At 59.8% G+C, this 12,788-nt stretch carries 10 protein-coding genes; 1 reads left to right on the forward strand and 9 read right to left on the reverse strand.

Going from position 1 to position 12,788, the window contains the following annotated elements:
- Positions 1 to 253 precede the first annotated feature (253 nt).
- The 8 genes from AADW57_RS00935 to AADW57_RS00970 all read right to left on the reverse strand — a co-directional run bounded on the left by AADW57_RS00935 (position 254) and on the right by AADW57_RS00970 (position 10,967).
- Entirely contained in the window at positions 254 to 1,285 is a 1,032-nt protein-coding gene (locus tag AADW57_RS00935; protein ID WP_341668195.1) for a carbon-nitrogen hydrolase family protein, read from the reverse strand.
- Positions 1,286 to 1,300: 15 nt separating this feature from the next.
- Positions 1,301 to 2,224 (reverse strand): fumarylacetoacetate hydrolase family protein, encoded by a 924-nt coding sequence (locus AADW57_RS00940; RefSeq protein ID WP_341668196.1) that lies wholly within the window; start codon positions 2,222 to 2,224, stop codon positions 1,301 to 1,303.
- A 91-nt stretch (positions 2,225 to 2,315) separates the two neighbouring features.
- Positions 2,316 to 3,446, reverse strand: a complete 1,131-nt coding sequence (locus tag AADW57_RS00945) for a cupin domain-containing protein (protein WP_341668197.1) — start codon at positions 3,444 to 3,446, stop codon at positions 2,316 to 2,318.
- Positions 3,447 to 3,467: 21 nt separating this feature from the next.
- Positions 3,468 to 5,804, reverse strand: coding sequence for a bifunctional salicylyl-CoA 5-hydroxylase/oxidoreductase (locus AADW57_RS00950; RefSeq protein ID WP_341668198.1), 2,337 nt, complete (start codon positions 5,802 to 5,804; stop codon positions 3,468 to 3,470).
- Positions 5,805 to 5,947: 143 nt separating this feature from the next.
- A complete protein-coding gene (locus AADW57_RS00955) occupies positions 5,948 to 6,391 on the reverse strand; it encodes an acyl-CoA thioesterase (RefSeq protein WP_341668199.1) in 444 nt (147 codons plus the stop codon).
- Positions 6,392 to 6,487: 96 nt separating this feature from the next.
- On the reverse strand, positions 6,488 to 7,003 hold the full coding sequence (locus tag AADW57_RS00960) for a MarR family winged helix-turn-helix transcriptional regulator (protein WP_341668200.1): 516 nt from the start codon (positions 7,001 to 7,003) through the stop codon (positions 6,488 to 6,490).
- Between the two features lie 232 nt (positions 7,004 to 7,235).
- Positions 7,236 to 8,741, reverse strand: a complete 1,506-nt coding sequence (locus AADW57_RS00965) for an indolepyruvate oxidoreductase subunit beta family protein (protein WP_341668201.1) — start codon at positions 8,739 to 8,741, stop codon at positions 7,236 to 7,238.
- A gap of 21 nt (positions 8,742 to 8,762) precedes the next feature.
- Positions 8,763 to 10,967, reverse strand: coding sequence for an indolepyruvate ferredoxin oxidoreductase subunit alpha (locus tag AADW57_RS00970; RefSeq protein ID WP_341668202.1), 2,205 nt, complete (start codon positions 10,965 to 10,967; stop codon positions 8,763 to 8,765).
- Positions 10,968 to 11,217: 250 nt separating this feature from the next.
- Between AADW57_RS00970 and AADW57_RS00975 the strand changes: the two genes are divergently transcribed.
- Complete coding sequence (locus tag AADW57_RS00975) at positions 11,218 to 11,676, forward strand: MarR family winged helix-turn-helix transcriptional regulator (protein WP_341668203.1); 459 nt, start codon at positions 11,218 to 11,220, stop codon at positions 11,674 to 11,676.
- A gap of 126 nt (positions 11,677 to 11,802) precedes the next feature.
- Here the strand turns inward: AADW57_RS00975 and AADW57_RS00980 are convergent, their stop codons facing one another.
- On the reverse strand, positions 11,803 to 12,786 hold the full coding sequence (locus AADW57_RS00980) for a Bug family tripartite tricarboxylate transporter substrate binding protein (RefSeq protein ID WP_341668204.1): 984 nt from the start codon (positions 12,784 to 12,786) through the stop codon (positions 11,803 to 11,805).
- Between the last annotated feature and the right edge of the window lie 2 nt (positions 12,787 to 12,788).

The following is a 12,788-nucleotide window of genomic DNA, read 5'->3' on the forward strand; positions in this document are numbered from 1 at the left end:
GATCTTCTTGAATCGTTATCAGTGTCAGTCTGCATGGCGGTCTGTGCGCCGCATGGCAGCGTCGGACAGGCGGGCGTTGCCACGCCCGACCGGCTCCGACAGGCCGGTAGCGGCCTACCGCTCAGGAGATCGGCAGGCCGCCGGTTGTTTTCCACCGCGCCTCTTGCGGCGGAAAACGCACTCAAGGGGCGGCTAACTGAAACGCCGCCCTGAACGTGTTGCCCCGGCCAGTTGCCCGTCCGGGGCAAGGACTTTACAAAGAAGCGTCCTTGTCTTCGATGGCGGAAAACTCGGCCGGATTCAGATCCGGTTGAGGCTGGTCGCCTTCGTAAAAACGCGCTGGCGTCATGGCCTTGCGGTTCACGCGCAGGTCAAACACGTCAAAGCGGTTGTAGTGCCCCGTGATGTCGTGCATCTGGCGTGGCTGGATGCACTTGGACAGATCGATATCCGCATAGGCAATGCCTTCGCGGTCGATCAGCGGTTCGCCAATCACGCGGCCATCGGGGCCGATGATGCCGGAGAAGGCGCTGTTCGGACGGGCCAGCAGCTCGCGGGCTTCTGGATGCGAGGCCGACATGGCCTCGACGATTTCGTCCGACACGGTCGAGCAGGCCACCACTGTGAACACCTTGCCCTCGAAGCAGTGGGCAGCGGCACGCAGACGGATGGCTTCAGCCATGTCGTAGTCCTTAGGCGCGACCGGCAGCGAGATGTAACTGGCCACATGCACCAGTTCGCCTTGCGACAACAGGCTGAAGCGGGCGAGCGTGTTGGTGTTTTCACCGCAGGCCAGGGCCCCCAATGGGCCGATGGTCGTGTCGTGCACGCGCAGCGAAGACGCATCGCCATTGGCCCAGGTCAGCTTCTCGGCCCAGGTCGGCACCAGCTTGCGGTGTCGGCCCAGAATGCGGCCGTCCGAACCAATGGTCACCAAGGTGTTGTAGATGGTGGCCACGCCGGTGGGACTGCGCTCGTTCACGCCCAGCACCACATTGACTTTGCGCTGGCGCGCCACCTGCGCCACCTTCTGCACTTCGGGACCGGGCACTTCGATGGCCGACTTGCACAGGCGCTCGAACCAGGGGCTGCCCTCGATCGGGTTCATCACCCAGCTCCAGTACGGATAGCCGGAGACAAAGACTTCGGGGAAGGCAATCAGCTCGGCCCCGTTATCCGCCGCTTCGTGAATCAGGCGGCACACCTTGTCGATGGTCGCATTCGTGTCCAGGAACACGGGAGCCGCCTGGACTGCCGCGGCCTTGAACTGGCGCAATTCCAACATCACGCTCTCCTTTGCTTAGTTTTGGGGGGTCACGTCCACGATGGGGTGACGCAGCTCGCCGATGCCTTCAACCACGGCGTGAACCACATCGCCTGGCCACATCCATTCTTGCGGAGTGCGGCCAGCACCCACGCCTTCCGGGGTGCCGGTGGCGATGATGTCGCCCGGCTCCAGCGTAATGCCGGCGCTGATGTCGGCGATCAGATCGTTGACGTTGAACAGCATGTGCTTGGTGTTCGAGCTCTGCTTGGTCACGCCATTCAGGGTCAGGCTCAGGTTCAGGTTGTGCGGATCGGTCAGCTCGTCGGCGGTCACGATAACGGGGCCGAAAGGCGCGTAGGTGTCCTGACCTTTGGAGTAGATCCACTGGCCGGCGCGGCGGCAGTCACGGGCGCTGACGTCGATCATCACGGAGTAGCCGAACACGTAGTTCAGTGCGTCTTCCTTGGCCACGCGCTGGGCGCGGGTGCCCATGATCACGGCCAGTTCTACTTCCCAGTCCATCTGCTGCGTGATGTTCTTGTTGTGCTCGATGGCATCGCCAGGGCCCACGACGGTGGTTGGCGGCTTGGAGAAAATCACAGGCTGCTTGGGCAGCTCTTTGGAGGTGTCCAAGGTGCGGCTGGATTCGGCCACGTGTTCAACGTAGTTCAGGCCGATACCGAAGATGTTCTTGCGTGGGCGCGGGATAGGAGCCAGCAGCTTGACGTTGGCCAGGGGCAGGGCCACGCCGAACGGCATGTCGTCGGCGTAGGTTTCCAGCAGGCGGGCCGTGGATTTGACGGCGGCTGGACCCAGATCGATGAAATCGAGCATGTTGTCGGGCAACATGTGGCCGGTGGCGTCACCCAGATAACCCAGGTCGACAACCAGATCGCCGACGATGGCACCCAGGCGGCCGGCAGCAGCAACTTCACTACGGTACGTTACAAGACGCATTTCTATCTCCAGATTAGGCCATCTATGCAGATGGCTTGAATAACAAGGCAGGAGGCCCGCCACGGCAGGCCGTCCGATTAAACATAAAAGATCAGTCTTCCAGGATGCGCTGGTAGCCGCCGTTTTCGGCCAAAGCCTGTTCACGGTACAGATTCAGGGCGCGCATCACGGGCAGATCATGGAAAGAGAACAAGCACGCATCGTCCGAGGACGAGGCGTTGACGTGTTCGTGGAACATCCAGGACGGTACGCAAAAAATATCGCGCTCGCGCCAGTCAAAGCGCTTGCCGTTGATGATGGAATAGCCTTCGCCCTTGGCGCATTGATAAATAATGCTGCCGGTGTGACGGTGGGCCTTGGTATGTTCGCCAGGGCGCAGCATCTGCATGCTGGCACCGATGGTCGACATGACCGGACCGCCGGTCAGCGGGTTGATGTAGTCCATGATCACGCCGTCGAACGGGCTGCCATCGGTCACTTTTGCATAATTCGACAGGGCTTCGTACGTCGGTGCCCACTCGTACTTGAGCAGGGGCGAATACGGCTTTTGCCAATCGTGCAGCGTCGGCTTCAGACCGCGGCCGCCCCAGATACCCACTGCATCATTGACCGGATGAGTCACTGCCTGGGACAGATCAGGATGCACTTGGTAAAAACCCGCTTCCAGCGCATTGACCAGCGGAATGTCCAGGCCGTCCTGCCAGATGCAGGGCGTGCCGTCGGCTTCCACGCCGTGCTCGTGCCAGCAGCCGTTAGGCGTCAGCACGAAATCGTTGGCACCCAGCGTCATCTTATGGCCGTCCACGATGGTGTAGGCACCGCGCCCTTCCATAATGAAACGCAGGGCCGAGGACGAATGGGCATGGGCCGAGGCGGCTTCGCCCGGATTCATGACCTGCAGGCCCGAATACAGCCAGCCCACAGCGGCCGATACGTCCTGACGACCAGGGTTGTTCAGGTAAATCACGCGACGGCCGGCCTTTTCAGGCGTGACCAGATCCACCGAGCGCAACACATAGTCGCGCAGATCCCGGTAGCGCCAGACCACGGGCACGGAATCGGACTTGGGTTCCCAAGGCTCGATCTTGTTGGCCACGGTCCACAGGGCACCCGCCTCGAACTGAGTCAGGTCCTGGTAGTACTTCACCAGTTCGGGCGTGTCTTGTACATCTGCACGACCGAGTACGCTTTCGCGATAGGTGTCAAAACGTTCTTCCGACATGATGCAGTCTCCTTCTGTTCTTTAGTGGATGGCGGGGCCTTCCGAAGCGGACGAAGCACGCTTGGTCAGGCGATGCAGCCAATCCTTGCCCAATTCGTACTGAACCGGCCATTGCACACCGTCATACCCCAACAAGGCGGCTTCGCGCTGTGGCCAATTGGCATCGGCCATGAAACCGCGCGACAAGGCGCACAGATCAGCACGGCCAGCGGCAATAATGCTGTTGGCGTGATCCGCTTCCATGATAGAACCGACCGCCATCGTCGCGATACCGGCCTCGTTGCGAATGCGGTCCGCAAACGGCGTCTGGTACATGCGGCCATAGACAGGTTTCTGATCCGGCACCACTTCGCCCGAGGACACATCGATAAGATCCGCACCGGCCTGCTTGAACAAACGGGCGATTTCCACACCGTCGTCCGCCGTGGTGCCGCCTTCGGCCCAGTCGGTGGCAGAAATACGCACCAGTATGGGCTTGCCTTGCGGCCAGACAGCACGCACCGCCTTGAACACTTCCAGCGGGTAGGCCATGCGGTTTTCCAGACTGCCGCCAAACTCGTCGCTACGCTGATTGGTCAGCGGCGAAATGAAACTGGACAGCAAATAGCCATGACCGGCCTGCAGCTCGATGCAGTCAAAACCAGCCTGATCGGCACGACGCGCGGCGGCAACGAAGGCGTCGCGGATCTCGTCCATCTGGGCGCGGGTAATTTCCGCAGGCACGGCGGACACGCCGGGCTGGTAAGCCAAGGCCGATGCCGAGACCAGCGGCCAGTTGCCATCGGTTAGCGGCTGGTTGGGCGTTTCCCAACCTAGTTGCGTGGACCCGCGGCGGCCCGCATGACCCAGTTGCACACCGATCTTGGCACCCTGTTCATGGGCGAACTGCACCACGGGAGCCCAGGCAGCGGCCTGTTCATCGTTCCACAGGCCCGTGCAGGCAGGGGTCACGCGGCCTTCCGGCGTCACGGCCGTCATTTCGGCCATAATCAGACCGGCACCGCCCATGGCGCGACTGCCATAGTGAACCTGGTGCGTAGCACCCGGCACGCCATTGACGGCGCTGTACAGCAGCGTAGGCGACAGGACAATACGGTTCTTGAGCTGCATGTCGCGCAGCGTAAACGGAGTAAACATCGGCGGCGGCGCTTTTTCGCCCTGAGCCAGCTTCAGGCCCGATTCAGTCGCCAGCCAGTGCTCGTACTGGTCGATCCAGGCGGCATCGCGCAGACGCAGATTCTCGTGCGAGATGCGCTGCGAGCGGGTCAGCATGGAGTAGGTGAACTGCTCGGGCTTCATATTGGCGTAGCGGGCCACGTTCTCGAACCACTCGGTCGAGTTGCGGGCGGCGTTCTGAATACGCAGCACATCCACGCTGCGGGCCGCTTCGTAGTCTTTCAAGGCCTCTTCCAGCGACTCGTGGTCCATGTGCTGAGCCAGAGTGATCGCATCTTCCAGCGCCAGCTTGGTGCCCGAGCCAATGGAGAAGTGAGCTGTGTGGGCGGCATCGCCCATCAACACCACTGGAACCTTCTTGCCCGTGCCGTAATCTTGCCAGTGTACCCACTTGTTACAAATAACACGCGGGAAGCGAATCCAGATGGCCGAACCACGCAGATGGGTCGCATTGCTGATCAACTTATTGCCATCCAGATGATCGGCAAACAGCTTTTCGCAGTACGCAATGGCCTCTTCCTGCGACATCTCGCCGATGCCGGCCTTCTGCCAGGTTTCTTCGGGCGTTTCCACAATGAATGTGGACAGACCGTCCTGGAAACGATAGGCGTGTGCCTGGAACCAGCCGTGCTCGGTTTCGACAAAGATAAAGTTAAAAGCGTCGAACACTTTTTCCGTGCCCAGCCACACGAAGCGGCAGTTGCGCGTATCAATGTCGGGTTGGTACGTATCTTGGTAGCGGGTACGGATGGCGCTGTTGATGCCGTCCGAGGCAATCAGCAGGTCAGCGTTGTACTTGCGGGCAATCTCGGCCTCGTCGGCAACGACGGTCTCGAACACCAGATGTACGCCAACTTCTTCGCAGCGCGCCTGCAGGATGTTGAGCAGTTTCTTGCGGCCGATGCCGATGAAGCCGTGGCCGCTGGAGCGCACCGCGCTGCCCTTGAAATGGGTCTCGATGTCGTCCCAGTGGTTGAACGCGTCACCGATGGTCTGCGCGGACACAGGGTCGGCCTCGCGCAGATTCTCCATGGTGGCGTCCGAGAACACCACGCCCCATCCAAAGGTGTCGTACGGTCGGTTGCGCTCGACCACATAGACCTCGTTCTGAGGGTTCTGCAGCTTCATCAGCAAACCAAAATACAACCCGGCTGGGCCTCCGCCAATACATACGATATTCATAATATGTCCGTATGGTCTAAATACCGCTCATGTGCCTGAGCATAGTATATTTATTAATAAATATTATACAAGTCAACTATTCAGGTCAAAAAAAACAGGATAGTCCAACCCGCACAATACCTGCCGCTTCATCAAAAAAATCTTCAGGCGCTGGCCTGTTCCTGCGTCGCAATGACATAGTCCTGCATGGGCATGCGCAAAAAATCCGGAATCGGAATGCCCAGATGGGTTTCCAGCGATGTGGTCACCACCGTCTGACGCACCTGCATGCGCAGCACGCCGTCCTTACCCGTGCAGCGCAGCAGCAGCTTGAGCGAACTGTTACCGATGCGCTCGATGCCCAGGCTCATCACCACATCATCACCCATACGGCTGATGGCTTTGAAATCGGCCTCCAGATGCACCGAAGGCATGCCCACGCGCTTGCTGGCGATCATGTTGTGAAACCCCTCGGGCAGCATGGAGTCGATCCACGCTTCCAGCAGGTCGTTGAACAGCACAAAATATTGCGGGTAAAAAACGATGCCCGCCGGATCGCATTCCGAAAAACGGATGCGATGCTCTTGTTCGTACAGCTTGGAACCCATGTTGTAGACACCTTTTTAGCAAGTGTTTTATACGCGCCTTGTGGGGCGCTCCCAGCGTCCTGTCCAGATTTTCCGCCTGGCAGGACAGATCCAGTGCTAGCCGGCCGCGCTTTGCAAATGAACGCGCAGAAAACCCAGATGCTGATGAATCTGCACGACCTGGTCCGTGCCCAGGCCCTCGAACATTTCCGCAATCCAGTCGCTGTGCGCTTTGGCCATGGCCTCGAAACTACTTTTCCCTTTAGGCGTCAGACGCAACACCCAGGCTCGTCTATCGGTCGGACTGCTCTCGCGCGACACCATGCCTTCGCGGGCCAGTTCGTCGGTCAATCCGGTGATATTGCCGCCGGTTACCATCAGATAGCGGGACAGTTCCCCCATCTTGAGCCCCTGCGGATAACGATAGAGCTGGGCCATGTAGTCGAACCGGGCCAACGAAATATCAAAATTCTGACGCAGGCGACGACGAATTTCGTCCTCGATCTGCTTGGTGCATGTGAGCATGCGCAACCACAATTTCAGGCTGGCAGGGTCCTTGGGGCCTACCCGACCTTCGTAGCCGGCTTCGGCCGGCTCCGGTACAAATTGAAGTGCTGCTTCGCTCTGGTTCATATGTTCTGTTCCCCCAAACTTCGACTATTTCAGGTTGGCCCGCAGGCTGCCTATTCTTGCTGGACTTCCTGCCGCGCAAACCGGCCTGAAGCCAGTCGGGACGCGGTCGCCCGCACGGATCACCTTAATTTATATTCTACTATGAATATTTTAGAAATAAAGTATTTATGGGGACTACTGCCGCCATTCCAGGGTTTTCACCAAGGCCGCCCAAGGGCGGCCTTGGAACGCCTTAGACCAAGGCGTGCTGACGCAGAGCCGCTTCCAGCTTCTGGCCGTGTTCATCGGCCAGCGCGGCATCGCGCAGCGTGCCCAGCAAAGCGGGCGACATGGTGGCCTGATTACGACTCAAGGCATCCATGACCGTCTGAAAATTGCGCAAGCCACGCGCATGCGTGTCGCCATAACCTTTGACCAGGCGCTGACACTGCGCAATTTCCAACGCCAACGCAGGGTGCGCATCGGCCGTATCCTGAATGCGCTTGAGCCAGGCCTCGATACGTTGCTGTTCGGCCTGATAGCGCAAGGTGCGACGACGCCAACGCTTGAAACCGGACAGCACATACAAAGGAATAAAACCACGCACCGAACTGGTCTGAATGACGCGACCCGACTTGGTCTGTGACTTAACCAGCTTGTTGCCCCAGGTCGGACGCATCAGCCAGCGGCCCACGCCCGCAAAGGGCAGTATCTCGCTGATTTCTTCCACCCGCGGGTGCATGTATTCGTTGATAGCCACGATCTGGCCGTCGGCAGCGCGCACTTCCTTGCGAACGCGATCAAACCGCGTGGCGCGGGTCTTGAGCTCGGCCACGCGGATGGCGTCCTCGTAGGACATCCACAGCGCCAGATAACGACCGGTTTCGCGGATCAGCGCCACATCGTCGGGACGGGCGTACTGGCGGATCTGCTTCAGGCGATCCAGGTACAGATTGGCGTAGGCCACGTCCTGATAGTCCAGCGTGCGGCGCACGCCTTCCACCACGATCTGCTGGGCACCTTCAGGGATCTCGGCGCTGACGCGCTGAACCAGCTTGGCCACGGCGGCATCGCGAGGCTTTAACTGGGACACAGGCACGGCAGGTTCGGCCTGCTCGTCCTTGCCGGCATCGCCTTCGGCCACGCGGGCATAAGCGGCGGCAAATGCCTTCAGGCTAGGCTTGACGCCCACGCCGCCGCGCTCGATCGTCTGCTCGAACTGCGAGCGGCTGAACGGCAGCACGCCAGTGGAAGCCAGGGCACCGAACATGACCGCGCTGATCACGCTGCCCGAATCCTCGGCAGCTTTTTCCATATTGAAATGCACAAACCGCTTGGCAGCCTGGGTCGCATGCGCAATCAAGGCGTCATTGTCCACGCGGCCATCGCCCATCGCCGATTTTTCGGCAATCGAGTACACCCGGTGCGTGGAGGAGATCAGCGTCGTGCGCTCGTCAGTCACCAGACCGCGCTGCACCGCGCGACCGGCTTCCATCAATTCGGAGGCCAGCACCACGTCCACATCGCCGGGCATAGGCATCAGAGCCAACACTGGCGTCTTGCCGGCCGGGGCCAAGGACTGCGGGAACAGTTCCACGTAGTAAATGGTCGCGCCGGTACGCTGGGCCACGCCAGGCACCGACGTCGTCTGCGCAAAATAGCCGTTATGCTCGCCCAGATTGACGATCCAGTCGGCCAGCACGCCGCCGCCTTCGCCACCCATGGCGAGAATTGCAATTTTGATTGGTTTGATCTGCATGATAGTGCTCGCTTGGGGTGATCAGAATGCCAGACGGTCACGACGGGCAGCGTCGCGACGCTGCAGCCAGCCGATAAAGCCACGACGGGTCTTTTCACGGAACTTGTCCCAGCCCGTAGGGTTGCTGACCACCTGGGCGCGATAAAAGGACGGGCACAGAATGGCGGCGTGCGAAACTTCACCGCACAGACCACAGCCCACACAGCTATTCATGACATTAGCCACCGGATCGGTGCGCAAGGTGTCGGGATTGGGCCGAATCGACAAGGACGGGCAGCCAGACAGACGGATGCAGGAGTGATCGCCCGTGCAGGTGTCCGGGTCCACGCCAAAGCGCTCGCGCACAACGCGCTCGCCAGCCGCCACGGCCTTGCGAACCTGACCTTTTTCACGGCGCTGGCGATTCAACATACATTCGCTTTGCGCCACCAACACCTTGGGACCCTTTTCCTTCGTGGTCAGCGCCTCGCGCAGCGTGGCCGTCATGGTCTTCAAGTCATAAGTGCGGCGAATGGTGCGCAACCATTCCACCCCCACGCCACGCGCGGCCTTTTCAATGATATGGCCGGTGCTGCGCGTTGCATTCTTGGCCCGCGACGACAGAATGTCCTGACCGCCGGTCGCTGCCGTATAGTTATTGTCGATAACAATGGTCAGGTTATCGCTACGGTTAAACACCGCATTGGCAATGCCGCTGGTCAGGCCGTTGTGCCAGAAACCACCATCGCCCATGACCGAGATGGCGCGCTTGTCGGATTCGACATTCAGCGCAGACGAACCGGCACCGCCCAGGCCATAGCCCATGGTGGTATTGCCCAGGTTGAACGGCGGCAGAATAGAGAACAGATGACAACCGATGTCGGCGGACACGTGGTGCTCGCCCAGTTCGCGCTCGACCAGCTTCAGCGCCGTAAAGATCGGACGCTCCGGACAGCCCGTGCAAAATCCCGGCGGACGCGCATGCACGTTCTCGTCCAGACTACCCAACGGCTTGACCTCGGCGGCCAGCACGTCGCCCTGTGCGTCGGCCTTGGGACGCGCGGCCGTTTCCACTTTCATGGGGATCACGCGCGGCTTGGGCGCAGGCAGCGGCTCGACGCGGCCGTATTTTTCCATGAAGGCGCGCATGCCCTTGAGCATCGTGGCCGTGTTGTATTCGCCGGCCATCGGCAACAGGTCCTTGCCATGCAAGGTCACGTCGCACTCGTGGCGACGCACAATGTCCGAAATGTTCTGCTCGACAAAGTTGGGCTGGCCTTCTTCCAGCACCAGCACCGCACGCTTGCCTTGGCAGAAACGCACGATTTCGGTTTCGATCAGCGGGTAGGCCACGTTCATGACATACATGGGCACCTTGGACTCACCGAACACATCGGCCAAACCCAAATGCTCCAAAGCACGGATGGCAGTGTTATAACCGCCGCCCTGCACGATCAGACCGATATCGTCGGTACCATCAGCGAAAAACTCATTGAGCTGACGCTCCTCAATGAACTTGACCGCATTGGGCCAGCGCTGCTCGATCTTTTCTTTTTCATGCAGGAAGCTGGCGGGCGGCAGCACGATGCGATTGATATCGCGCGTAGGCTGCTCCATAGCCTCTTTGATGGTGAACTTGGCGCGGCGGTTGTCCGAAGCCACGAACTGGCCATGCACGTGACAGGCACGGATGCGCAATTGCAGCATCACCGGCGTATTGGACGCTTCGGACAGATCAAAGCCGTCCTTGACCGCCTGCACGATACAGGGCAGGTTGGGGCGCGGGTCCAGCATCCACATCTGCGACTTCATGGCAAAGGCGTGACTGCGCTCCTGCATGATCGACGAGCCTTCACCGTAATCCTCGCCCACGATGATCAGCGCGCCGCCTTTCACGCCACCCGAAGCCAGATTGGCCAGCGCGTCGGAGGCCACGTTGGTGCCCACCGTGGCTTTAAAGGTAATAGCCCCGCGCAGCGGATAGTTAACGGATGCCGCCAACGTCGCAGCAGCCGTGGCTTCGCTGGCGCTGTTTTCAAAACGGATGCCGTTTTCCTGCAAAATGTCCTGGGCATCGGCCAGCACGTCCATCAGGTGCGAAATAGGCGCACCCTGGTAACCGGCCACGTACGACACGCCGGACTCCAGCAGCGCCTTGGTCACGGCCAGGATACCCTCGCCGCTGAATACGTCTCCATCGCCCAATCGCAGCTTCTTGACTTCTTCGACAAAAGATCGCTCAGCCATATTCTTTCCTCAGTAACCGCTTATTGTGATCATGGTATTTATTTTCATCGGAATATGTTTATATCTCAACATATCCATTCTCATGGTTTTCCCTAGTAAAGGGATTCCAGTCATTTGCGACACGCGCAGGTCGGGGTTCGGTATAGTGAGCGCTGCCGCCCCAAGAGGCATGGCAACTGCGGCCACAGCGGACCACAACTGCAACCCGCAATCCTGCTGTTCTTATAGCCTGTAACGATCACAACGCATCATGAGTCCCACCGAACACGATACGGCCTTCGTCGAAAATTACCTGCCAGCCCTGCTGGCCCAGGCCAGCCAGCTGATTTCCGCCGAATTCCACCAAGTTGTCCTGAGCAACGGCTTGTCCATCTCCGAATGGCGCGTGCTCTCGACCCTGTCCGGAGCCGGCGAAGTCAGCATCGGCCATCTGGCGCGCATCGCGACCACCAAACAGCCCACCGTCACGCGCCTGCTGGACCGGCTGGAAAATCAGGGCCTGCTGCGCCGCGTCGCCCACGACATAGACCGGCGCATCACACTGGTACAAATTACCGACGAAGGCCAGACCCTGATCTCGGGCCTGATCGCCAAAGCCCGCCTGCACGAAGAAGAAGTCGTGCGCCGCCTACAGCCGCTGGACGTCGGTGCCCTAAAGACCACCTTGCGCAGACTCATCTCCGAACAGCACGACTACAACGAGCAGTAAACCCCAGGTCGCAAGCTGACTATCCCGCCGAAATCAAGCCCTGCGCCACGGCGCAAAACCTACCGCTGCACAAAAAAAACCGCGCCCTTTTCAGGCACGGTTTTTCACTCATATAAGACCACCACCTTATTCTGGCTGTATCCCCAAGGTCGGGATCAGCTCGGAATAGGTCTTGGAATCGTTTTGCACGCGCTCCAATGTCTGGGCGGGCGTGGTGTAGAACTGAGCCAAGCCGCGGCTCTTGAACGCGGCCTGCATCTCTGGCGTGCGCAGGGCAGCATCTACCTTTTCCTGGATTTCCTTGACGGTCTCGTCCGGCGTCGTGCCGGGCGCAAACAGGGCAAATGTCGTGGTCGGGATGCTGTTGGCATGACCGCCAGCCTCCTGCACCGTGGGCACATCAGGCAGCAGTGCCGTGCGCTTGTCGGCACCCACGGCCAACACCCGTATCTTGCCGCCCTGAGCATGTTGGGAGGCCAAGATGCCGCCGACCAGCATGGCGTCCGTCTCGCCCCCCAAAATGGCATTGGTGGCCGGGGCCATGCCCTTGTAAGGAACATAGGTAAACTTCAAACCTTCTTCACGGGCCAGCAAGCCCATACCCAGATGGGTAACGTGACCACGTCCGCCCGTCCCTACGTTGGTGTCGCCATCAGCTTTCTTGGCCGCCGCCACAAATTCCTTGTAATCCTTGGCCGGGTAATCGTTGCGCACCAGCAAATATAGATTGACGCCCGCAACCGTGGTCACAGGTTTAAGGTCTTTTTCCCATTTGTAGGGCAGATTCTTGTACAGCAAGGGATTGGTAGACACCGCCAGGCTGTCCACCATCAGCAAGGCAGAGCCATCACCCTTGGCTTTGGCAATATTGTCGGTGCCTATGATGGAGTTGGCCCCTGGACGGTTCTCGATCACAAAGACCTTGCCCGTGGCCTTGTTCAAATGCACGCCCAGATCGCGGGCCAGGATATCAGGCTCGGTGCCGGGCGGGTAAGGCACCACAATCCGGACTTGCTCGGTCGTAGGCCAAGCGGCCTGCGCCATCATAGGGGCCAGCGCCCCCACGCCTGCCAGCAACAAAGCCAATGTCGTGTTCTTTAGCTGCTTCATTG

The sequence above is a fragment of the Alcaligenes sp. SDU_A2 genome (assembly GCF_038237375.1).
GTDB lineage: Bacteria > Pseudomonadota > Gammaproteobacteria > Burkholderiales > Burkholderiaceae_B > Alcaligenes.

What these genes read in the sequence shown, in the direction of transcription:
- AADW57_RS00935 (WP_341668195.1), bottom strand. Translation starts at nt 1,285, where the DNA reads ATGTTGGAATTGCGCCAGTTCAAGGCCGCGGCAGTCCAGGCGGCTCCC.
- AADW57_RS00940 (WP_341668196.1), bottom strand. Translation starts at nt 2,224, where the DNA reads ATGCGTCTTGTAACGTACCGTAGTGAAGTTGCTGCTGCCGGCCGCCTG.
- AADW57_RS00945 (WP_341668197.1), bottom strand. Translation starts at nt 3,446, where the DNA reads ATGTCGGAAGAACGTTTTGACACCTATCGCGAAAGCGTACTCGGTCGT.
- AADW57_RS00950 (WP_341668198.1), bottom strand. Translation starts at nt 5,804, where the DNA reads ATGAATATCGTATGTATTGGCGGAGGCCCAGCCGGGTTGTATTTTGGT.
- AADW57_RS00955 (WP_341668199.1), bottom strand. Translation starts at nt 6,391, where the DNA reads ATGGGTTCCAAGCTGTACGAACAAGAGCATCGCATCCGTTTTTCGGAA.
- AADW57_RS00960 (WP_341668200.1), bottom strand. Translation starts at nt 7,003, where the DNA reads ATGAACCAGAGCGAAGCAGCACTTCAATTTGTACCGGAGCCGGCCGAA.
- AADW57_RS00965 (WP_341668201.1), bottom strand. Translation starts at nt 8,741, where the DNA reads ATGCAGATCAAACCAATCAAAATTGCAATTCTCGCCATGGGTGGCGAA.
- AADW57_RS00970 (WP_341668202.1), bottom strand. Translation starts at nt 10,967, where the DNA reads ATGGCTGAGCGATCTTTTGTCGAAGAAGTCAAGAAGCTGCGATTGGGC.
- AADW57_RS00975 (WP_341668203.1), top strand. Translation starts at nt 11,218, where the DNA reads ATGAGTCCCACCGAACACGATACGGCCTTCGTCGAAAATTACCTGCCA.
- AADW57_RS00980 (WP_341668204.1), bottom strand. Translation starts at nt 12,786, where the DNA reads ATGAAGCAGCTAAAGAACACGACATTGGCTTTGTTGCTGGCAGGCGTG.